The organism is Geodermatophilus obscurus (assembly GCF_900115395.1).
In the GTDB taxonomy this organism is placed as follows: Bacteria; Actinomycetota; Actinomycetes; order Mycobacteriales; family Geodermatophilaceae; genus Geodermatophilus; species Geodermatophilus obscurus_B.
In genome coordinates, this window is record NZ_FOWE01000009.1 from 183306 (window position 1) to 203859 (window position 20554).

A 20554-nucleotide genomic window follows, 5' to 3' on the forward strand; every position below is an offset into this window, starting at 1 on the left:
GGTCGACCAGCGGGGCGGACTGTGATTCCGCTCACAGGAGCCTCGCGAGAACCGTCCAGGGAGAGTCCCCTCGTCCCGTTCAGGGACCAACCCACGACTCACGGACGGGGACGGGCGTGACCCGGAAACTCACGGCAGTGGCGGCAGCGGGCGTACTGGTGGCGATGGGCACCGGCACGGCCGTGGCGGACGGAGGCGGCGGCGGGGATCCGCAACCCGGGGCGCCGGGCATCGGCGATCCGTACTACCCGCTCGACGGCAACGGCGGGTACGACGTCGACCACTACGACCTCGACCTGCGCTACGACCCGGCCACCGACGTCCTCGCGGGCACGGCGACCGTCTCGGCGCACGCCACCCAGGACCTGTCCAGCTTCGACCTCGACCTGCAGGGGCTGGAGGTCCGCTCGGTCGAGGTGGACGGGCAGGAGGCCGTGTGGAGCCGTCAGGGGCAGGAGCTGGTGATCACGCCGCACCGCCCGCTCCGCGAGGACCAGGAGTTCACCGTCGGTGTGACCTACGACGGCGTCCCGCAGACCCAGGAGGACGCGCTGGGCATCTCCGGGTTCATCCACACCGACGACGGCGCCGTGGTCGCCGGCGAGCCGCACGGCGCGGCGACCTGGTTCCCGGCCAACGACCACCCGCGGGACGCCGCGTCGGTGGACGTGCGCGTGGCCGTCCCCGAGGGCCTGGAGGGCGTCTCCAACGGCGTGCTGTGCGGCTCGTGGACGCACCACGGCTGGACCACGTGGGCGTGGTCTGCCGACGAGCCGATGGCTCCCTACCTGGTGACGCTGGCCGTGGGCGAGTTCGACCTGCGCGCCTACGAGGCCGAGGGGCTGGCCTTCTGGGACGCCGTCGACCCCGACCTGGCCACCTTCGACGCCGACCCGGAGACCGAGGGACCGCTGGTCGGCGAGGTCGTCGACCACGCGCTCGGCCGGCAGGCGGAGATCATCGGGTTCCTCGAGGAGCACTTCGGGCCCTACCCGTTCAGCGCCGCCGGCGGCATCGTCGACGACACCCCGGACCTGCAGTTCGCCCTCGAGACGCAGACCCGGCCGATCTACGCGCCGTTCTTCTTCGTCGACCCGGTGTTCGCCGAGGTCGTCGTCACGCACGAGTACGCCCACCAGTGGTACGGCGACTCGGTGCGCCTCGACCTCTGGCGGGACATCTGGCTCAACGAGGGCTTCGCCACCTACGCCGAGTGGCTGTGGCTCGAGCACGAGGGCCTCTCGACGCCGCAGCAGGAGTTCGACTTCCTGGCCACGCTCTCCGACGAGGAGCTGGGACCGGACTTCTGGCAGGTCACCATCGGTGACCCGGGTCCGGCGGTCGACCAGCTGTTCCACCCGGCGGTCTACCAGCGCGGCGCGATGACGCTGCACGCCCTGCGCACGGAGGTCGGCGACGACGCCTTCTTCACGATCCTGCGTGGGTGGGCGGAGTCGAACGCCGGGGAGACGGTGACCACGGAGGAGTTCGTCGCCTTCGCCGAGGAGGTGTCGGGCCGGGAGCTCGACGAGCTGTTCACCGCGTGGCTCTACACAGCGGGCCGCCCGGCCGGGCTGCCCGAGCAGGCCCCGGCGCCAGCACCCGCGCCCTGACCGGCCAGCGGTGAGCGCCCCCGGGTCCTGACCCCCTCCCCCGTGGCGGGGGTCAGGACCCGGCGGGCCGGCTCAGTCGGCCAGCAGGGCGGCGTGCGCGCCGAGGCGGTGCGCCAGGGCGGCGGCCGTGCCCATCGAGCGCAGGACCTCGCCCAGCAGGGTGGCCGGCTCGTCGCCGGTCCCGGGGCGCCCGGCGCCGGGGCCGGCGCCAGGGCCGTGGCCGGGGTCGTGGCCGGGGTCGTGGCCGGGGTCGGGGTCGGGGTCGTGGCCGGGGTCGGCCAGCTCCACCAGCACCAGGGGCGTGCGGGTGGCGGGCGCGGCGGACCCCATGACGGTGCTCCTCGGGTCGGGCCGGGTCGCTCCCCGGCACCCGCCGACCGTGGGCGCGCTCCCGCAGCGGTGGCGCGCTGCAACCGCACGATCGGCGCAAGACGCCTCCCGCTCACCCGTCGGGGTGGGACCCGGCCGTCCGGGGTGTGAGCGGGCCCGGCGCAGTCATCGAGGTTCCCCGTCCGGCACCGGCCGGACACGAGCGGATCCGCACGTCGCAGCCCCGGTCCCCCACGCTGGGCTCCGGACGGCTAGGGTCGACGCGTCGGGAAGGCCCTGCGCTCTGGCAGGACCCCGATGCACCAACGCAGCTAGGAGCGAGCAATGCCCGAAGGAACTGTCAAGTGGTTCAACGCGGAGAAGGGGTTCGGCTTCGCCACCCCTGACGGTGGCGGACCGGATGTGTTCGTCCACTACTCGGCCATCCAGTCCAGCGGGTACCGCTCGCTCGATGAGGGCCAGCGGATCTCGTTCGACGTCGAGCAGGGCCAGAAGGGTCCGCAGGCGGCGAACGTCACCCCGCTCTGATCCTCTAGATCAGCACAGCGCCCCCGTCCGGTCCGCCGGGCGGGGGCGCTGTCGTGTCCGGGGCCGGCCGGGCTCAGCGGGCGCGCGGCACGTACCCACCGATGAGGGCGGACATCAGCAGCGCGCCGTCGTCGGCCCCGACGGCGCTCGCGGCGTCGGCGAGGGCCCGCCAGCGGGACCGCTCGACGTCGGTCGGGGCGTTCGCCGCCCGCGTGGTCACCTGCTCCACCAGCCGCTCCCACTCCGACTGCGGCGTCGGCCAGAGCCCGGCCAGCCGGCGCGCCTCCGGCGAGATCCCGGTGAACCGGACGATCTCCCCCGAGTAGGTCGTGAGCACCTCGACGTAGCCGGCGGCGGCCAGCACGCGGGCCGCGGCCAGCACGTCGGGCTTCGGCAGGCCGCTGGCCGGCACCACCTGGCCGAGATAGGGGTTGCCGCCGTGCTCGGGGCCGTCGACCAGCCGCGCCACCGCGCGGAGGACGGGCAGGTCGCGGTGGAACCAGGTGTCGGGCAGGGGCCGGTCGAGGGCGCTCACCCGGGCAGTCTCCGCCGCGCGCGGCGGCGCCCCGCCACCCGGGTGCACGGGGTGGCGGGGCGCCGGCGGGCGGTTCAGTGGTCGCGGGCCCCGGTCAGCTCGGGCCGGGTGGCCAGGACGACGCCGAGGGCCACGTACCCGACCAGCAGGTGACCGCCGGCGGTGTAGGCCATGAGCTCCGGCGCGATCTGCGCGACCGGGATGTTCACCGGCGCCCAGCTCTCGGCGACCATCGGCCACCAACGCGCGGCGCCGGTCCAGCGGCCGGCGATCGCGATGCGGATGCCGATGAAGAACATGCCGACCATCGACAGCGGCCAGAAGACGTCGAGGGCGAGGTACCAGCCCTCCTCGGCGTACTGCGGCAGGAACGCCGAGCTCAGCGTCGACAGCATCGCCAAGCCCAGCAGGGCGTGCTCGAGGTGCAGGAAGAAGCGGGCCAGCCGGCCGGTGCCGGTCGCCCCCGTCCGCAACTGCACGGCGACCAGGGCGACGAGGCCGAGCTGGAACAGCAGCGCCGTCAGCTCGTAGACCAGGTCCTGCCAGGCGGTCGCGGAGTCGATGCCGAAGGCGAGGGTGGCGGCGGCCCAGGCCAGCGAACCGGTGGCCACCGCGATGCCGGCGCGGCGGACCGTGCGGGTGGCGACGGGCACGGATGCCGGTGCGCCGCCGCGGGCGGTCGCCGCCGTGTCGGTGCGGGCGGGGGCGGGGGTGGTGCTGAGGGACATCTCGTCTCCCGGGTCGTGGTCGCGGTGCCCTGCGCACCGCCTGGGAGAACCGTCTCGGGGCGCCGTCCCGGGCAGCCAGGGCGCGCCGCCCCCGATCCGGTCCCGCTCGCCGTCCCGGGGGACACGAGACACCTGCCTCCTGACGGCCGGGACGGGAGTCGGCGAGGATCGCCCGCGTGCACACCCAGGCCCCGGTGACCGGGCGCGCGACGCCACCCGAGGCCCCCTCCCCCACGGAGCCGAAGCCGGAGCCGAGGGACGCCGCGCCCGGGCTCCGGCTGCTCGGGTGGCTGGTCGTCGCGGTCACCGTCGCGGCAGCGGCGGGGGCCGCCCTGCTCGACGTCCTGACCCCGGCCGCGGCGCGCGAGGCGGCCGCGGCGACGCCCGGCTGGACCGTCGGGCTCCCGGGCGTCGGGCTCGCCGTCCCCGCGGCGCTCCTGCTGCGCCGCGTGCCGCGCCACGCCGTCTCGTGGGTGCTGGGCCTGACGGGACTGCTCTGGGCCCTCGACGGCCTGGCACAGTCGTGGCTGACGTTCGCGGTCCGGCACGACCCGCCGCTGGCCGGGGCCACGGCGTCCTTCTGGTTCGTCAACCGCTTCGGCGCCTGGTTGCTGCTGGGCCTGCCGCTGCTGCTCCTGCTCTACCCCGACGGCCGGCTGCCCACCGGCCGCTGGCGCCCGGTCGCGGTGCTGAGCCTGGCGTCGACGGCGCTGCTGCCCACGCTGCTCATGGTCGTGCCGTCCGAGATCGCCGACGCCCGGGCCGGCAGTCGGGTGCCGGAGGTGTTCCGCGACCTCGACCTCGACCTCGACCCGACGAGCCTGCCGCTGCCCGGAGCGATCGCGCTGCCCCTGCTGCGGCTGGCGTTCCCGGTGGCCGTCCTCGGTGTGGTGGTGCCGGTCGCGGTCGTCGTCGGCCGGTACCGGCGGTCCGGCGGCGAGGACCGGCGGCGGATGCGGTGGCTGCTCTGGGCCGCGGTCATCGACCTCCTGGTCATGGTCGCGATCCTGTTCCTCCCCGGCGACGAGGCGTCGTTCGGGCTGTCGCTCGCCGTCACCCTCACCGGGGCGGCGGTCGCGGTCGGCGTCCTGCAGCCGCAGGCGGTCGACGTCGACCGGCTGCTCGGCGCCACCCTGGTCTACGGCGGGCTCGCCGTCGGGGTCGTGCTGCTCGACCTCGCCGTCCTGGGTGCCGCCGGCGCGCTGCTCGGCGACGCGCTGGGCGAGCGCGACGCCACCCTGCTCACCCTGCTGCTCGTGGCGGTCGTCTACGTCCCGCTGCGCGACCCGCTGTGGCGGCTGGTCCGCCGGTGGGTGCTCGGCGAGCGGGAGGACCCCTACCGCGTCGTCTCCGGGCTGGCCGAGCGGCTGGAGCGATCCGACGGTGCCGAGGAGCAGCTCATGGCGGTCGCCGCGGGCATCGCCGAGGCGTTCCGGGTGCCCTACGTCGGCGTCGAGGTCGACTCCGCCGACGGCGGCCGGCTGGTCGCCGAGCACGGCACCCGGCCCGCCGTCGTCACGCCGCTGCCCATCGCCTACCGCGGCGAGCAGGTCGGCCGCCTGCTGCTCCCCCGCGACGGCGTCCGCGCGCACCTGGTCACCCGCGGCGAGCGGCTGCTGGCCGACGTCGTCCGGCAGGCCGCCGCGGCCGCGCGGGCCGGGTCGCTGGCCGCGCAGGTGCAGGCCAGCCGCGAGTCCCTGGTGACCGCCCGCGAGGAGGAGCGCCGCCGGCTGCGCCGCGACCTGCACGACGGCCTGGGCCCGTCGCTGGGCGCCGTCGTGCTGCGCATCGACACCGCCCGCAACCTGGCCGCCACCCGGCCGGACGACGCCGACCGGCTGCTGCGCCAGGCCCGCGACGACGTCGCCGCCGCGTTGGCCGACGTCCGCCGGCTGGTGCACGACCTGCGCCCTCCGGCGCTGGACGACCTCGGCCTGGCCGGCGCCGTCCGCCAGCAGGCCGAGCGGCTGCTGGCGCCGCCGGTGACGGTCACCGTCGACGCCGACGGGGTCGCCGACCTGCCCGCCGCCGTCGAGGTGGCGGCCTACCGGATCGCGTCGGAGGCGCTGGCCAACGTCGCCCGCCACGCGGCCGCGTCCCGCGCGCGGGTGCGCCTGTCCCGCGCCGGCGGCGACCTGGTGGTCGAGGTCGCCGACGACGGCGTCGGCATCCCGCCGGGGCGCGCGGCCGGCGTCGGGCTGGTGTCCCTGCGCGAGCGGGCCGCCGAGCTCGGCGGACACTGCACGGTCAGCTGCCCGCCGGAGGGCGGCACGCGGGTGCGGGCGGTGCTGCCCGCCCAGGGAGGGGGATCCGGTGACCGAGCCTGACGAGCCGCTGCGGGTGGTCGTCGCCGACGACCACCCGGTCTACCGGGACGGGCTGGCGATGCTGCTCGGCTCGGTGGCCGGCCTGCAGGTGGTCGGGACGGCGGCCGACGGTGCCGAGGCGGTCGCGGTCGTGCGCGAGCAGCTGCCCGACGTCGTCGTGATGGACGTGCAGATGCCGGTGCTCGACGGCATCGAGGCCACCCGCCGCATCGCCGCGGAGACCCCGTCGGTCGGCGTGGTGGTGCTGACGATGAGCGAGGACGACGGCACGGTCTTCGCCGCCGTCCGGGCCGGGGCGCGCGGGTACCTGCTCAAGGGCGCCGACCAGGAGGAGGTGGTCCGCGCGATCACCACCGTCGCCTCCGGCGGGGCGGTGTTCGGCGCGGCGCTGGCCCGGCGTATCGCGGAGTTCTTCACCGCCGGCCCTGCCGGCCCGGAGACGGCGTTCCCGCAGCTGACCGCCCGCGAGCGCGAGGTGCTCGGGCTGGTGGCCGCCGGGCGCTCGAACGCGCAGATCGCCGCGGCGCTGTACCTGTCGCCGAAGACGGTGCGCAACGTCGTCTCGAACGTGCTCACCAAGCTGCAGGTCACCGACCGCGCGCAGGCCATCGTCCGCGCCCGCGAGGCGGGGCTGGGGCGCTGACACCGGAGGTCCGCGACGTCGTCGGGCGCGTGGTGCGCTGGGCCGCCGGCCGGCCGGACGTCGTCGCCGTCGGGCTGGCCGGGTCGCAGGCCCGCGGGACCGCCGGGCCGGACTCCGACGTCGACGTCGTCGTGCTCACCCGCGACCGCGACGGCTACACGGGCGCGGCGTGGGTGCCGGGCCTGTTCGGCGCCGGGTGGACCGACCTGCGGACGCGGCGGTGGGGGCCGCTGCTCGAGCGGCGCCTCGGGCTGCCCGGCGGGCCGGTGGTCGAGCTGGGGTTCGCGCCGGAGGGCTGGGCCGCCCTCCCGGCCGACCCGGGCACGGCGGGGGTGGTGGCCGGCGGCTTCGTCGTCCTGCACGACCCGGCCGGCGTGCTCGCCCGGCTGGTGGGGGCGGGGAATCCGCCTCCGGCCGGGGCCGTTCCCCCTGGCATGACGACCACTCCCCAGCCCAGGGTGACCAAGACCGACGAGGAGTGGCGGGCGCAGCTCTCGCCGCAGGAGTACGCCGTGCTGCGGCAGGCCGGCACCGAGCGCCCGTGGACCGGTGAATACGTCGACACGAAGACCGTCGGCGTCTACACCTGCCGTGCCTGTGGCGCCGAGCTCTTCCGCTCGGGGACCAAGTTCGACTCGCACTGCGGCTGGCCGTCGTTCTACGAGCCCTCGGCCGCCGACGACGTGGTGCTCCGCGAGGACCGCAGCCTCGGCATGGTCCGCGTCGAGGTCCTCTGCGGGACCTGCCACAGCCACCTGGGGCACGTCTTCGAGGACGCCCCGCAGACCCCGACCGGCGACCGCTACTGCATCAACTCGGTGTCCATCCGGCTGGAGCCCGCCGAGGCCTGAGCCCCTGCGCGCACGATCAGGTGGGATCGCCGCAGCGCGTCCTGGCTCACCTCCCACGGTGAGCCAGGACGCAGCACGATCAGCTCACCTGATCGTGCGTGGCCCCCGCGTCAGGCCAGGTCGCGGACCAGCTCGGCGACCGGCTTGCGCATGCCGGTGTAGAAGGGGATCTCCTCGCGGACGTGCCGGCGCGCGCGGCTGGCCCGCAGGTCGCGCATGAGGTCGACGATGCGGTGCAGCTCGTCGGCCTCGAAGGCGAGGATCCACTCGTAGTCGCCGAGGCCGAACGAGGCGACGGTGTTGGCCCGCACGTCCGGGTAGGGCCGGGCCTGCATGCCGTGCTCCTTGAGCATGTCCCGCCGCTCCTCGTCGGGCAGCAGGTACCACTCGTAGGACCGCACGAACGGATAGACGCAGACGTAGCGCCGCGGCTCCTCGTCGGCGAGGAACGCCGGGATGTGGCTGCGGTTGAACTCCGCGGGGCGGTGCAGCGCCATCTGCGACCACACCGGCTCGAGCGAGCGGCCCAACGCGGTGCGGCGCAGCCGGGTGTAGGCCTCCTGCAGCGCGTCCGGCGTCTCGGCGTGCCACCAGACCATCAGGTCGGCGTCGGCACGCAGGCCCGCGACGTCGTAGGTCCCGCGGACGACGACGCCCTTGCCGGCCAGCTCCTCGAACAGCCCGGCGACCTCCTCGGCGGCCGCGGTCCGCTGCTCGTCGGCGAGCGACCGGGCGAGCCGGAACACCGACCACATCGTGTAGCGGATGGTCGCGTTGAGCTCGTTCGCCCGCTTGCCGACGCTCTTCGTCCCGGTCTCCTCGCTCATGCCCCCATCATCCCGCGCCGGCGGGGGCCGGCGCCGTGGGATCCCGGTCTCAGCACCGACGGTCCCGGGACCGGGCCCCGCTAGGCCCGGACGACGCGCAGCCGCGCCCGCCCGCCGTTCGTGCGGCCGGGCACGCAGGCGGCCGCGGCGAGGGCCAGGGCGAGCGCGTCCTCGACGAGCGCGGCCTGCCAGTCGGGCACCCGCCGCGACGCCCAGCGCCGCCAGGCCACCCCGCCGAACGAGCCGGCCAGCGCGCCGAGGAGGCCCACGGTGACCGGCACCGCCGCGTTGGCCCCCTCCCGGCCGGCCAGCCGCCCGGCACCGCCCGCCCCGCCGAGCAGCCGCGCGGGCAGACTCTGCGGACTGGTCCGCGCCGGGGTGCCCGGCAGCTTGTCGGCCACCAGCTCCCCGCCGACGGCGGCCAGCGCCCCGGCCCGGATCGAGGGCCGCGTGCGCCGGTCGGTGAGCGCCGGCCCGGCCAGGGCGAGGGAGCTGCGGCCGCCGGTGGCCACGCCCAGCACGGCCGAGCGCAGCACCAGCCCGGCCGGCGCCGGGGTGCGCCGGTCCCGCTGCTCGCGCGCCGTCGGCACCGCGGAGACGACGCCGTGCAGCGCGGCGCCGTAGGCCAGGTGCGGTACCGCAGCGGCCGCCCAGTCCGCGGCGCTCCGGGTGCGCGGGTCGGTGACGCCGAGCGCCGCGGCCGGGCCGTCGGCGGCCGCCATCGCCACCGCCCCGGTGACCACGGCACCGGCCGGGCCGGAGAAGCGCGCACCGTGCGACCGCGTGGCGCTGGCCAGCACGCCGACGCCCAGCCCGGTGCCGACGTCGAGGAGTGCCCCGAGCGCGGCCCGCCGGTGCCCGTCGGGAGTCTTCCGGCCGAGGCGCGCCGCGAGCGCGTCGACCACGCGCTCCGGCACCGCCCCGGGCGTCCGCCCGCGCCACAGCACGTCCAGGTACGTCACGGTCTGCAGGACGGTCGTGCCCACCGCGCCCGCGGCCAGCCCCCGTGCGACGGATCCGGTCATGCGGCCACCCTGCGCCGACGGCGGCCGGGGCGGCAACCCGGGTCAGGCGAGGGCGTCGACGGCACGGCGGGCGCCGCGGATGCAGGCCGGCACGCCGACCCCGTCGTAGGCCGCGCCGGCCACCGCCAGGCCCGGGACGGCGGCCACGGCCTCCCGGATCGCCACCACCCGCTGCGGGTGCCCGACCAGGTACTGCGGCAGCCCGCCGCCCCAGCGCACCAGGTGCGCCTCCACCGGCTCGCGGCGGTCGAGGTCGAGCAGGTCGGCGACGTCGGCGACCACCGCGGCGGTGAGGTCGTCGTCGTCGCGCTGCAGCTGCGACTCGTCGCCGTAGCGGCCCACCGAGGCGCGCACCCGCAGCAGGCCGTCGCCGGACAGGTGCGGCCACTTCGACGACGACACGGTGACCCCCTTGACCAGCCGGCCGGTCACCGGCGGCACCAGCAGCCCCGACCCGGCGGCGACGGGCTGGGCGGGGAAGGCCATCGCCACCACCGCCATCGACGCGTAGGGGATGCCGCGCAGCGGCTCGACGGCGTCCGGCGCGACCCCGGCGAGCAGCCGCGCGGCCTTCCCCGCCGGCGCGGCGAGGACCACCGCGTCGGCCTCGAGCACCTCCGGCGCCGCCACCGGACCCACGGCGACCTCCAGCCGTCCGTGCGCCCGGCGGATGGCGTGCGCCGGCGTGCGCAGCCGGACGTGTGCCCCGGACGCGGCCGCCAGCGCCTCCGGCAGCGACCCGATGCCGTCGGCGACGGTCACGAAGACCGGCCCGTCGGCGTCGCCGCGGCTGCGCGCGCCGGCGTCCCGGGCGGCCAGCGCGGCGGCGAGCACCGAGTCGGCGTGCGCCAGTTGGGCGGCCAGCGCCGGCATGGTGGCGGCCAGCGACAGGTCGTCGGGGCGGCCGGCGTAGACCCCGCCCAGCAGCGGCTCGACCAGCCGGTCGACCACCTCGTCGCCGAGCCGGGCGCGCAGCAGGTGCCCGACCGACACGTCGCCGTCGAGCCGCAGCGGCGGCAGCTCCGCCTCCGCGCGCACCCGCGCGACGCCCTCGGGGGTGAGCACCCCGGCCAGCCCGTCGGCCGACGTCGGCACGCCCTGCACGGTGCCCGGCGGCAGGGGGTGGCGGCCGTCGGGCAGGACGATGGAGGCCTGGGTGGTCGAGGGCCGGACCAGCCGGTCGGCCAGCCCCAGCTCCCCCACCAGCTCGAGCGCCTCGGGCACCAGGGCGAGCACGGCCTCGGGCCCGGTGTCGTACCAGGTGCCGGCCAGCTCGAGGCGGTCGACCTTCCCGCCGGTGCGCCCGCCGGCCTCGACGACGACCACCTCGTCGCCGGGCCGCTGCCGCGACCAGGCGAAGGCGGCGGTCAGGCCGGTGATCCCGGCACCGACGACGACCAGCCTCATCGCTGCGACAGCTCGTGCACCAGCTCGACGACGTGGGTGAGCACGCCGGGGTCGGTCTCGGGCAGCACGCCGTGGCCGAGGTTGAACACGTGCCCGCGGGCGGCGCGGCCCTGCTCCACGACGCGGCGGACCTCGCGGTCGACGGTCTCCCGGTCGGCGAGCAGGACGGCGGGGTCGAGGTTGCCCTGCAGCGTCCGCTGCGGCCCGACCCGGCGGGCGGCCTCGTCGAGCGGCACCCGCCAGTCGACGCCGACGACGTCGGCACCGACGTCGCCCAGCAGCGGCAGCAGCTCACCGGTGCCCACGCCGAAGTGGACGCGCGGCACGTCGCGCTCCCCCCGCTCGCGGTCGCCGAGCCCGTCGAACACCGCGCGGGAGTGCGGCAGCACGCGGGCGGCGTAGTCGGCCGCCGACAGCACGCCGGCCCAGGAGTCGAACAGCTGCACCGCCGAGGCCCCGTTGTCGACCTGGACCCTCAGGAAGGTCGCCGCGGAGACGGCCAGCCGCTCCAGCAGCCGGGTCCACGCCTCGGGCTCGGCGTACATGAAGGCCTTGGTGCGGGCGTGCTCCTTCGACGGGCCGCCCTCGATCAGGTACGTGGCCAGCGTGAACGGCGCGCCGGCGAAGCCGATCAGCGGCGTGGGCCCGAGCTCGGCGACCAGCCGGCGCACCGCCGTCGCGAGGAAGTCCAGCCGGTCGGGCTCCAGGCCCGGCAGCGCGTCGACGTCGGCGACCGTGCGCACGGGGCTGGCGACCACCGGGCCGACGCCGGGCTTGATCTCGATGTCGACCCCGGCCACCACCAGTGGCAGCACGATGTCGGAGAACAGGATCGCGGCGTCCACGCCGTGCCGGCGGACCGGCTGCAGGGTGATCTCGGTGACCAGGTCGGGGTCCTGGCAGGCCTGCAGCATCGCCGTCCCCGCCCGCAGGGCCCGGTACTCGGGCAGTGAGCGGCCGGCCTGCCGCATGAACCACACCGGCGTCCGGTCGACGGGCAGTCCGCGCGCGGCGCGGACCAGGTCCGAGTCGGCGGGGGACGGCGGGACGGCGGGTGCGGTGCTCACGACGGTCGATCCTCCCAGACCGGGCGTGCCCCGGCCCCCGGCCGGCCGGGTCCCGCGCGCGGCTCCGGGCGGATCCGGGCAGGTCCGGGCCGTGGTCCTGCGGGCGCGTCCGAGACAGAGCGGGTCCGGGACCCCTACCCTGCGAGCGTGGAGCCTCGCAGCCTGGCCGGTCCCCGGGAGGGTGCCGGTGCCCGCGCGGCCTCCGAGCCCCCGCCGGCCGACTTCGCGGCCGGCGTCGCCGCGCTGACCGCGCTGCGCGTGCGGCCCGAGATCGTCGTCGAGCCCATCCCCGCCCCGCAGCGGCTGGCACCCTTCGCGCACGCGCTGGGCGCACGGGTCACCGAGGGCGAGGGCGACGACGAGGTCGAGCTCGCCGTCGGCCGGTTCATCGTGCTCCACGACCCCGCCGGCCACGAGGCCTGGGACGGCACCACCCGCTGCGTCGGCTACCTGTCGGCCGCCACCGACGAGCACATGGTCGACGACGCGATGTTCTCCGAGGTCGCCTGGAGCTGGCTGACCGAGGCCCTGTCCGGCTGCGGCGCCGCGGCGCACGCGCTCGGCGGCACCGTCACCCGCACCGCCTCCACCCGCTTCGGCGACCTGGCCGGCCCGGAGCACTCGGTCGACGTCGAGATCCGCGCCTCGTGGACCGCCGAGGACACCGCGCTGGACCGCCACCTCGACGCGTGGCTGGAGGTCCTGGGCACCGCGGCGGGGCTGCCGCCGCCGGGCGTCTCCCTCCTGGGTCCCTCCGGGTCGGTCGACGACGACGCCTAGGATCGGAACCGGAACAGCGGTGGACGAGACGGGCGAGAAGGTGGACGGCAACTGAGCACCGAGCCCCTCCCCGACGCCCCGCCCGCGGACGACGGATCCTCGTCCGAGGGCCCCGCACCGGTCCCCCTCCTCGCTCCGCGCGACGGCCTGCCACCGGTCATCGACACCTCCACCGCCCTCGTCGACTACGCCGCCGCGCTGCGGACCGGCACCGGCCCGGTCGCCGTCGACGCCGAGCGCGCCTCCGGCTACCGCTACGGCCAGCGCGCCTACCTCGTGCAGCTGCGCCGCGCCGGCGCCGGCACCGGCCTGGTCGACCCCGTCCCGCTGCCCGACCTCTCCTCCGTCCAGGACGCGATCGGCGACGAGGAGTGGGTGCTGCACGCGGCCAGCCAGGACCTGCCGTGCCTGGCCGAGATCGGCCTGGTCCCGGCGCGGGTCTTCGACACCGAGCTCGCCGCGCGCCTGGCCGGGCTGCCCCGGGTGGGGCTCGCCGCCGTCGTCGAGTCGCTGCTGGGGTACTCGCTGGTGAAGGGCCACTCCGCCGCCGACTGGAGCACCCGGCCGCTGCCGGAGGAGTGGCTGGTCTACGCCGCGCTCGACGTGGAGGTGCTCGTCGACCTGCGCGACGCGCTCGCCGCACTGCTGGCCGAGCAGGGCAAGACCGAGTGGGCGCGGCAGGAGTTCGCCGCCGTGCTCGCCGCCGGGCCGCCCCCGCCGCGGCAGGACCCCTGGCGTCGCACCTCCGGCGTCCACGGACTGCGCAGCCGCCGCCAGCTGGGGATGCTGCGGGCGCTGTGGGAGGCCCGCGACGACCTGGCCCGCCGGCGCGACGTCGCGCCCGGCCGGGTGCTGCCCGACGCCGCGATGGTCTCCGCCGTCCAGGCCGACCCGCGGACGGAGTCGGCGCTGCTGGAGCTGCCGGTCTTCCGCGGCCGGGCCAACCGCCGGCTGGTGGGCACCTGGTTCGGGGCGCTCGCCCGCGGCCGCGCGCTGCCGGAGGCGGAGCTGCCCCTGCACAGCAAACCCGGCGACGGACCGCCGCCGGTCAACCGCTGGGCCGACCGCGACCCCGCCGCGGCCACCCGCCAGCAGGCCGCCCGCGCCGCGCTGACCGAGCTGTCGGAGAAGCACGCCGTGCCGGTGGAGAACCTGCTCTCCCCCGACCTCGTCCGCCGGCTGATGTGGACCCCGCCCGAGCCGCGCGACCCCGCGACGGTCGCCGCGGCGCTGCGGGCCGGCGGTGCCCGCGAGTGGCAGGTCGAGTTGACCCGCGACCTGCTCACCGACGCGCTGTCCCGCGCCTGACCGGAGACCGGTCCCCCGGCCGGGCGCGGGCCGCGCTCAGCGGTCCCGGACCGCCGTCACTGCCCGTAGGCGTTCTGGTAGCGGGCGTAGAGGGAGTCGATGTCGGCCTGCGCGATCGGCACCGGCTCGCCGAGCTGGCGCGCCAGGTGCACCGTGCGGGCGACGTCCTCGGTCATGACCGCCGCCTTGACCGCGGCCCGCGCCGACCGGCCGATCGTGAAGACGCCGTGGTTCTGCATGAGGACCGCAGGCGAGCGCGAGTCGCCCAGCGTGGCCACGATGCCGCGGCCGATCGAGTCGTCGCCGATGAGGGCGAACGGGCCGACCGGGATGGGCCCGCCGAACTCGTCGCCCATCGCGGTGAGCACGCACGGGATCGGCTCGGCCCGCGCCGCCCAGGCGGTGGCGTAGGGGCTGTGCGTGTGCACCTGGCCGTTGACCTCGGGCATGTGCCGGTAGACGTAGGCGTGCGCGTCGGTGTCGCTGGAGGGCCGCTTGACGCCGTCGACGGCGGTGCCGTCGAGGTCGCAGACGGTGATGCCCTCCCACGTCAGCTCGTCGTAGAGGACGCCACTGCCCTTGATGACGAACAGGTCCTCGCCCGGCACCCGCTCGCTCACGTTGCCCGACGTCCAGGTGACCAGCCCGTTGCGGGTCAGCTCGGCGTGCAGGGCGGCGACGCGCTCGCGCTGCTCCCGGTGGGTACCGCGCTCGGTGCGCGACTCGGTGGTGGTCATGCGGGCTCCTCGACGGGTGCGGCGGACGTGGTCTCGGCGTCGGCGTCCGGGGCGGGGACCCTGGTACCCGCGGCCGGGGTGGTCACTGACAGGACGGGGCTCACACGTTCGTCACGGCGGCCCGCTCGACCGGGAGGCCGGCGACGTACCGCTGCATGAACGCGTCGAAGCCGGCGACGTCGGCCGGCTCGGGCTGGACGGTCTGCAGGGCGGTGCCGCTGAAGACCGTCGTGTCCAGGTAGTCGGCCAGGCTCTGTCCCGGCGCGCGCCGGGTGGCGAAGGCCGCCAGGACGGCGATCCCCCAGGCGCCACCCTCGGCAGCCACGTCCCCGACGGACACCGGGGTGTCGATCGCGGCGGCCAGGAAGCGCTGTGCCACGCCCCTGGTCCGGAACAGGCCGCCGTGCGCGAACATCCGGTCGAGCCGCACGCCCTCGGTCTTCTGCAGGACGTCCATGCCGATCCGCAGCGTGGCGAGCGACGCGAACAGGTGCGTCCGCATGAAGGTGGCGAGGTCGAACCTGCTGTCCGGGGACCGCACGAACAGCGGCCGCCCCTCCTCGAGACCGGTGATCGGCTCCCCGGAGAGGTAGTTGTAGGCCAGCATCCCGCCGCCGTCGCTGGCACCACCGAGCGCGGCCGTGAACAGGACCTCGAAGACGGTCGACGGGTCCACCTCGGTGCCCAGCGCCCGGGCGAACTCGGTGAACAGGCCGGCCCAGGCGTCCAGCTCACTGGCGCCGTTGTTGCAGTGCACCATGGCCACCGGGTCGCCGGCCGGCGTCGTCACGAGGTCGATCTCGTGGTGCATCCGGGCGAGGTCGCCCTCGAGCACGACCATGGCGAAGATGCTCGTCCCGGCGGAGACGTTGCCGGTGCGCGGGGCGACGGAGTTGGTGGCGACCATCCCCGTGCCGGCGTCACCCTCCGGCGGGCACAGCGGGATGCCGGGGCGCAGCCGCCCCGACGGGTCGAGCAGCTGCGCGCCCGCCTGGGTGAGCTCGCCGGCCGGCTCGCCGGCGGACGCGATCCTGGGCAGCAGGTCGGCGAGGGTCAGCTCGACCCCGGCCTCGGCGGCGAGCTCGTCGAACCGGGTGAGCATCGGAGCGGAGTAGGCGCCGGTGCCGGCGTCGATCGGGAACATGCCGCTGGCGTCGCCGACACCGAGGACCTTCTCGCCGGTGAGCTGCCGGTGCACGTAGCCGGCCAGGGTCGTGAGGTGGTCGAGCCGGCCGACGTGCTCCTCCCCGTCCAGGATCGCCTGGTAGAGGTGCGCGACGCTCCAGCGGTGCGGGATGTTGACGCCGAACTCCGCGCTGAGGCGCTCCGTCGCCCGGCCCGTGTTCGTGTTGCGCCACGTGCGGAAGGGCGTGAGCAGCTCACCGTCGGCGTCGAACGCCAGGTAGCCGTGCATCATCGCCGACACGCCGAGCGCGCCGACCCCCGGCAGCTCGACGCCGTGGCGTCGCCGCACGTCGTCGGCCAGCGCCGCGATGCTGTCCTGCACCCCGGCCCAGACGGCGTCCAGCGAGTACGTCCACCGCCGGTCGACGAACTGGTTCTCCCAGTCGTAGCTGCCGACGGCGAGCGGAGCGTGGTCCGGTCCGACGAGAACCGCCTTGATGCGGGTCGACCCCAGCTCGATCCCCAGGGCCGTGCGGCCTCCGGTGATCGCCTCGCCGGCATCCATCGTCATGTCTCGCGACCCTCTCGCCCTCGAGTGCAGTGCCCGGTCCCGGAGCCCGCCCGGCCCGGCACCGCCGGGTCCGCGCCCGTCGCGGACGAGGCCGGTCGTGGGGATGTTAGCGATAACAGGGGTGGCCGTCACGCCCCGCCGGGGTCCTGCTCACCGGGACGGGGCCCGTGCTCGACCGCACGACGAGCACGGGCACCACGGGCTCGGGCACGACGTCCTCGCCGGCCAGCCGGGCGAGCACCAGCTGCACGCCGCGACGGCCGAGCTCGGCGAAGTCCTGCCGGACGGTGGTCAGCGGCGGGGCCAGGTACGGGGCCTCGGGGAGGTCGTCGAACCCGACGACGCTCACGTCATCGGGGACCGACAGCCCCTCCTCGTGCAGCGCGGCGAGCAGCCCGAGGGCCATGTGGTCGTTGGCGAGGAAGACGGCGGTGACCTCCTCACCGCGACGGATGCGGTCGGCGAGCTGCCGCCCGGCCGCGTGCCCGGACGGCGCCGTCCAGTCGCCGCACAGCGGCGGCGGCACGGGGGCGCCCGCGGCTTCGAGCACGTCGCGCCAGCCGGTGACGCGCCCGCGCGCCTCCTGCGAGCCCTCCGGGCCGGTGACGTGGTGGACGGTGCGGTGCCCCAGCGACAGCAGGTGGGCGGTCGCCAGCCGGGCCCCGGCCTCCTGGTCGACGCCGACGGCCGGCCGGCCCTCCCCACCCGAGACCTGGACGGTGACCAGCGGCACGGGTGTCTCGAGGAGGCCGATGGCACGGGCGGCGTCGTCGTAGGTCGACAGCGCCACCACCGCGTCGACGCGATGGGACACCAGCCGGTCGACCGCCTCGCGCACGGCGGCCGCGGTGGCCTCGTCGAGGATCGAGACCGACAGGGAGTAGCCGGCCACGCGGGCGGCCTTCTCCAGGCCGATCAGCGTCTGTGCCGGCCCGTAGTGGTTGACGTGGACGGTGACCAGGCCGATGGTCCGGGAGCAGCCGGTGACCAGGGCACGGGCCGCGTAGTTGGGCCGGTAGCCGAGCTGGGCGATCGCCTGCTCGACCCGCTCCCGGGTCCGCGGCGCGACGTTGGGGTGCCCGTTGACGACCCGGGAGACCGTCTGGTGGGAGACCCCCGCCCACGCGGCGACGTCGGCCATGACCAGTGCGCGCGACGCCACGCCGGACTCCACGGTCTCCCCTCCCGGGCCGTCCCCGGCCCCGCGCGTCGTGCCCGGCTGGTCCTGCCCCGCTCGCCGTGTCCGCCCGTCGTGTCCCGGACACGGTGGTGCCCCGCGGCGGAGTCCGCCGCGGGGCACCCGGGAGGTCAGCGCGAGGAGCCGGCCCGCCGCTTGTTGTAGACGTCGAAGGCCACGGCCAGCAGCAGCACCAGGCCCTTGACCACCGACTGCAGGGACTGGTCGACGCCCAGGATCTGCATGCCGTTGGTCATGACGGCCATGATCAGGCCGCCGACCATGGCGCCGATGACGGTGCCGACGCCGCCGGTGACCGCCGCACCGCCGATGAAGGCCGCGGCGATCGCGTCGAGCTCGAACATGTTGCCGGCGTTGGGCTGGGCACCGTTGGACCGCGAGGAGAAGACCACGCCGGCGATGGCCGCCAGGAAGCCCATGTTCACGAAGATCCAGAAGTTGACCGCCCGGACCTTGACGCCCGACAGCGTCGCCGCCGACAGGTTGCCGCCGATGGCGTAGACCTGGCGACCGAAGACGGTGCGCTTGGTGATCACGCCGTAGGCCAGGATGAGCACGGCCAGGATGATCAGCACGATCGGCAGGCCGCGGGCGTGCGCGAGCTGCCAGGCGAAGGCCATGACGACGGCGCCGACGGCGACGATCTTGGCCACGAAGAGCGGGAAGGACTCGACCGGCTGCTGGTACTTGACCCGGGCGAGGCGGGTGCGGAAGTTGCTGAACGCGTAGCCGGCGACGGCGATGGCGCCGATCAGCAGGGTGAACGCGTCGTAGCCGTTGCCGCCGAGGAGGCCGTTGAGGAAGCCGCCGGCGATCCGGCCGTACTGCGAGGGGAACGGCGAGAGCGAGATGTTGTCCAGCACCTGCAGGGTCAGGCCGCGGAACAGCAGCATGCCGGCCAGGGTCACGATGAAGGCCGGGATCCCGACGTAGGCCACCCAGAAGCCCTGCCAGGCGCCGATGAGCAGGCCGACGGCGATGGCGGCCAGGACGCCGACGTACCACGGCATGCCCTGGCGGATGACCAGGACCGCCGACGTGGCCCCCGTCAGCGCGACCACCGACCCGACCGACAGGTCGATGTGCCCGGCGATGATCACGATCACCATGCCGATGGCCAGGATCAGGATGTAGCTGTACTGCAGGACCATGTTCGTGACGTTGCCGGGGCTCAGCGACGTGCCCCCGGTCAGGATCGCGAACAGCGCGACGATGACGACGAACGCGACGTAGATGCCGCTCTGCCGCAGGTTGCTGGTCAGCAGTGCGCGGACGTCGCTGGTGCCGGCGTTGAGCGCGGCCGCGGGCGCGACGTCCTTGGGCGCGGTGGCCGTCTGGGCTTCGGGCTCGGACGAGGGGGGGACGGTCCTGGTCATGCCGCGAGCTCCTTCTCCTTGGTCATGAGCTGCATCAGGTTCTCCTGGGTCGCCTGGGCGACGGGCACCTCACCGGTGATCCGTCCCGCCGACAGCGTGTAGATGCGGTCGCAGATGCCCAGCAGCTCGGGCAGCTCCGAGGAGATGACCAGCACCGCCTTCCCGGCCGCGACCAGCCGGTTGATGATCGTGTAGATCTCGTACTTCGCACCGACGTCGATGCCGCGGGTGGGCTCGTCGAGGATCAGCACCTCCGGGTCGGTGAACAGCCACTTGGACAGCACGACCTTCTGCTGGTTGCCGCCGGAGAGCTTGCCGACGACGGAGGTCACGCTCGGGGCCTTGACGTTCATGCTCTGGCGGTAGCCCTCGGCGACCTTGATCTCCTCGTTGCCGTTGACGAAGCCCCGGGTGGAGAGCTTGCCGAGGGCGGCCGCGGAGACGTTGCGCCGGATGTCCTCGATGAGGTTGAGGCCGTAGTGCTTGCGGTCCTCGGTGGCGTAGGCGATCCCGGCGTCGATGGCGTCGGAGACGTTGTGCGGCCGGATCTCCTTGCCGTGCACGAAGAGCCGGCCGGAGATGTTGCGGCCGTAGGCGCGCCCGAAGACGCTCATCGCCAGCTCCGTGCGGCCGGCGCCCATGAGGCCGGCGATGCCGACCACCTCGCCGGCGCGGACGGTGAGGGAGGCGCCGTCGACGACCTTGCGGTCCTGGGTGGGATGCCAGACGGTCCAGTCCTCGATGCGGAGGACCTCCTCGCCGGGGTGCGACTCGCGCTCGGGGTAGTAGCTCTCCAGGTCGCGGCCGACCATGCCGCGGATGATGCGCTCCTGGGTGACCTCGCCGGAGGCCAGGCTCAGCGTCTCCACCGTCCTGCCGTCGCGGATGACGGTCACGTTGTCGGAGACCGCGGTGATCTCGTTGAGCTTGTGCGAGATCATGATGCAGGTGATGCCGCGGTCCCGGAGCCGGCGCAGCAGGCCGAGCAGGTGCTCGGAGTCGGTGTCGTTCAGCGCGGCGGTCGGCTCGTCGAGGATCAGCAGCTTGACGTCCTTCGACAGCGCCTTGGCGATCTCGACCAGCTGCTGCTTGCCGACGCCGAGCTGGCCCACCGGGGTGACCGGGTTCTCGTCGAGCCCCACCGAGCGCAGCAGCTCGCCGGCCGCGGCGTTGGCCGCGTTCCAGTCGATGAGGCCGAAGCGCCCGCGCCGCTCGCTGCCGAGGAAGATGTTCTCCGCGATCGACAGGTAGGGCACCAGGGCGAGCTCCTGGTGGATGATCACGATGCCCACGTGCTCGCTGTCGCGGATGCCGCCGAAGCGCACGACCTCGCCGTTGTAGACGATCTCGCCCTCGTAGCTGCCCGTCGGGTACACCCCGGAGAGCACCTTCATCAGCGTCGACTTGCCGGCGCCGTTCTCGCCGCAGATGGCGTGGATCTCCCCGCGCTCGACCGCGAGGTTGACGTCCTCCAGCGCCTTGACGCCGGGGAAGGTCTTGGTGATGGAGCGCATCTCCAGGATGTGGTCGGCCATCAGGCGTCGTCCTCAGTCTCGCGCGGGTGTGCGGTGGGATCAG

At 75.4% G+C, this 20554-nt stretch carries 19 protein-coding genes; 7 read left to right on the forward strand and 12 right to left on the reverse strand.

What is annotated here, in order from left to right:
* The first annotated feature begins 137 nt into the window (after positions 1 to 137).
* Positions 138 to 1613 carry a M1 family metallopeptidase gene (locus BM165_RS18435; RefSeq protein WP_244274318.1) on the forward strand — a complete coding sequence of 492 codons (1476 nt, stop codon included), beginning with the start codon at positions 138 to 140 and terminating at the stop codon, positions 1611 to 1613.
* A 72-nt stretch (positions 1614 to 1685) separates the two neighbouring features.
* Here BM165_RS18435 and BM165_RS24925 read toward each other — a convergent pair whose 3' ends face one another.
* On the reverse strand, positions 1686 to 1943 hold the full coding sequence (locus tag BM165_RS24925) for a hypothetical protein (protein WP_177225245.1): 258 nt from the start codon (positions 1941 to 1943) through the stop codon (positions 1686 to 1688).
* A 324-nt stretch (positions 1944 to 2267) separates the two neighbouring features.
* Between BM165_RS24925 and BM165_RS18445 the strand changes: the two genes are divergently transcribed.
* Positions 2268 to 2471 carry a cold-shock protein gene (locus BM165_RS18445; protein WP_075015009.1) on the forward strand — a complete coding sequence of 68 codons (204 nt, stop codon included), beginning with the start codon at positions 2268 to 2270 and terminating at the stop codon, positions 2469 to 2471.
* A gap of 73 nt (positions 2472 to 2544) precedes the next feature.
* On the opposite strand, the gene BM165_RS18450 is transcribed toward BM165_RS18445, so the two are convergent.
* Both BM165_RS18450 and BM165_RS18455 read right to left on the reverse strand, forming a co-directional pair.
* Positions 2545 to 3006: a hypothetical protein gene (locus BM165_RS18450; protein WP_075015010.1), complete on the reverse strand. Its 462-nt coding sequence runs from the start codon at positions 3004 to 3006 to the stop codon at positions 2545 to 2547.
* A 74-nt stretch (positions 3007 to 3080) separates the two neighbouring features.
* Positions 3081 to 3734: a hypothetical protein gene (locus BM165_RS18455; RefSeq protein WP_075015011.1), complete on the reverse strand. Its 654-nt coding sequence runs from the start codon at positions 3732 to 3734 to the stop codon at positions 3081 to 3083.
* Positions 3735 to 3910: 176 nt separating this feature from the next.
* Between BM165_RS18455 and BM165_RS18460 the strand changes: the two genes are divergently transcribed.
* From BM165_RS18460 to msrB, 3 genes are read left to right on the forward strand one after another with little or no spacing between them, the layout of a single operon-like run.
* Positions 3911 to 6061, forward strand: a complete 2151-nt coding sequence (locus tag BM165_RS18460) for a sensor histidine kinase (RefSeq protein ID WP_083427489.1) — start codon at positions 3911 to 3913, stop codon at positions 6059 to 6061.
* Positions 6048 to 6704, forward strand: a complete 657-nt coding sequence (locus BM165_RS18465) for a response regulator transcription factor (protein ID WP_075015012.1) — start codon at positions 6048 to 6050, stop codon at positions 6702 to 6704. Before BM165_RS18460 ends, BM165_RS18465 begins: the two co-directional genes overlap by 14 nt.
* 29 nt (positions 6705 to 6733) lie before the next feature.
* Positions 6734 to 7555: a peptide-methionine (R)-S-oxide reductase MsrB gene (msrB, locus tag BM165_RS26330; RefSeq protein WP_083427490.1), complete on the forward strand. Its 822-nt coding sequence runs from the start codon at positions 6734 to 6736 to the stop codon at positions 7553 to 7555.
* A 110-nt stretch (positions 7556 to 7665) separates the two neighbouring features.
* On the opposite strand, the gene hemQ is transcribed toward msrB, so the two are convergent.
* From hemQ to hemE, 4 genes are all read right to left on the reverse strand, one after another.
* Positions 7666 to 8382, reverse strand: a complete 717-nt coding sequence (gene hemQ, locus BM165_RS18480; protein ID WP_075015013.1) for a hydrogen peroxide-dependent heme synthase — start codon at positions 8380 to 8382, stop codon at positions 7666 to 7668.
* A gap of 80 nt (positions 8383 to 8462) precedes the next feature.
* Positions 8463 to 9407, reverse strand: a complete 945-nt coding sequence (locus tag BM165_RS18485; protein WP_075015014.1) for a hypothetical protein — start codon at positions 9405 to 9407, stop codon at positions 8463 to 8465.
* Between the two features lie 42 nt (positions 9408 to 9449).
* Positions 9450 to 10814, reverse strand: a complete 1365-nt coding sequence (gene hemG / locus BM165_RS18490) for a protoporphyrinogen oxidase (RefSeq protein ID WP_075015015.1) — start codon at positions 10812 to 10814, stop codon at positions 9450 to 9452.
* A complete protein-coding gene (gene hemE, locus BM165_RS18495; protein ID WP_083427491.1) occupies positions 10811 to 11881 on the reverse strand; it encodes a uroporphyrinogen decarboxylase in 1071 nt (356 codons plus the stop codon). Before hemE ends, hemG begins: the two co-directional genes overlap by 4 nt.
* A gap of 147 nt (positions 11882 to 12028) precedes the next feature.
* On the opposite strand from hemE, the gene BM165_RS18500 reads away from it, so the two are divergent.
* Both BM165_RS18500 and BM165_RS18505 read left to right on the forward strand, forming a co-directional pair.
* Complete coding sequence (locus BM165_RS18500) at positions 12029 to 12661, forward strand: DUF3000 domain-containing protein (protein WP_083427492.1); 633 nt, start codon at positions 12029 to 12031, stop codon at positions 12659 to 12661.
* Positions 12662 to 12712: 51 nt separating this feature from the next.
* On the forward strand, positions 12713 to 13969 hold the full coding sequence (locus BM165_RS18505) for an HRDC domain-containing protein (RefSeq protein WP_075015016.1): 1257 nt from the start codon (positions 12713 to 12715) through the stop codon (positions 13967 to 13969).
* A 56-nt stretch (positions 13970 to 14025) separates the two neighbouring features.
* Here the strand turns inward: BM165_RS18505 and BM165_RS18510 are convergent, their stop codons facing one another.
* From BM165_RS18510 to mmsA, 5 genes are all read right to left on the reverse strand, one after another.
* A complete protein-coding gene (locus BM165_RS18510; RefSeq protein WP_075015017.1) occupies positions 14026 to 14706 on the reverse strand; it encodes an L-ribulose-5-phosphate 4-epimerase in 681 nt (226 codons plus the stop codon).
* Positions 14707 to 14806: 100 nt separating this feature from the next.
* The gene (locus BM165_RS18515) at positions 14807 to 16402 is read right to left on the reverse strand and encodes a xylulokinase (RefSeq protein ID WP_075015018.1); all 1596 of its coding nucleotides are present in this window, start codon (positions 16400 to 16402) and stop codon (positions 14807 to 14809) included.
* A 106-nt stretch (positions 16403 to 16508) separates the two neighbouring features.
* A complete protein-coding gene (locus tag BM165_RS18520) occupies positions 16509 to 17564 on the reverse strand; it encodes a LacI family DNA-binding transcriptional regulator (RefSeq protein WP_244274319.1) in 1056 nt (351 codons plus the stop codon).
* Between the two features lie 146 nt (positions 17565 to 17710).
* On the reverse strand, positions 17711 to 18976 hold the full coding sequence (gene mmsB / locus BM165_RS18525) for a multiple monosaccharide ABC transporter permease (RefSeq protein ID WP_075015019.1): 1266 nt from the start codon (positions 18974 to 18976) through the stop codon (positions 17711 to 17713).
* Complete coding sequence (gene mmsA / locus BM165_RS18530; RefSeq protein ID WP_075015020.1) at positions 18973 to 20511, reverse strand: multiple monosaccharide ABC transporter ATP-binding protein; 1539 nt, start codon at positions 20509 to 20511, stop codon at positions 18973 to 18975. Before mmsA ends, mmsB begins: the two co-directional genes overlap by 4 nt.
* Positions 20512 to 20554: the final 43 nt, after the last annotated feature.

What these genes read in the sequence shown, in the direction of transcription:
- BM165_RS24925 (WP_177225245.1), bottom strand. Translation starts at nt 1,943, where the DNA reads ATGGGGTCCGCCGCGCCCGCCACCCGCACGCCCCTGGTGCTGGTGGAG.
- BM165_RS18445 (WP_075015009.1), top strand. Translation starts at nt 2,268, where the DNA reads ATGCCCGAAGGAACTGTCAAGTGGTTCAACGCGGAGAAGGGGTTCGGC.
- BM165_RS18455 (WP_075015011.1), bottom strand. Translation starts at nt 3,734, where the DNA reads ATGTCCCTCAGCACCACCCCCGCCCCCGCCCGCACCGACACGGCGGCG.
- hemQ (WP_075015013.1), bottom strand. Translation starts at nt 8,382, where the DNA reads ATGAGCGAGGAGACCGGGACGAAGAGCGTCGGCAAGCGGGCGAACGAG.
- BM165_RS18485 (WP_075015014.1), bottom strand. Translation starts at nt 9,407, where the DNA reads ATGACCGGATCCGTCGCACGGGGGCTGGCCGCGGGCGCGGTGGGCACG.
- hemG (WP_075015015.1), bottom strand. Translation starts at nt 10,814, where the DNA reads ATGAGGCTGGTCGTCGTCGGTGCCGGGATCACCGGCCTGACCGCCGCC.
- BM165_RS18510 (WP_075015017.1), bottom strand. Translation starts at nt 14,706, where the DNA reads ATGACCACCACCGAGTCGCGCACCGAGCGCGGTACCCACCGGGAGCAG.
- BM165_RS18515 (WP_075015018.1), bottom strand. Translation starts at nt 16,402, where the DNA reads ATGACGATGGATGCCGGCGAGGCGATCACCGGAGGCCGCACGGCCCTG.
- mmsB (WP_075015019.1), bottom strand. Translation starts at nt 18,976, where the DNA reads ATGACCAGGACCGTCCCCCCCTCGTCCGAGCCCGAAGCCCAGACGGCC.
- mmsA (WP_075015020.1), bottom strand. Translation starts at nt 20,511, where the DNA reads ATGGCCGACCACATCCTGGAGATGCGCTCCATCACCAAGACCTTCCCC.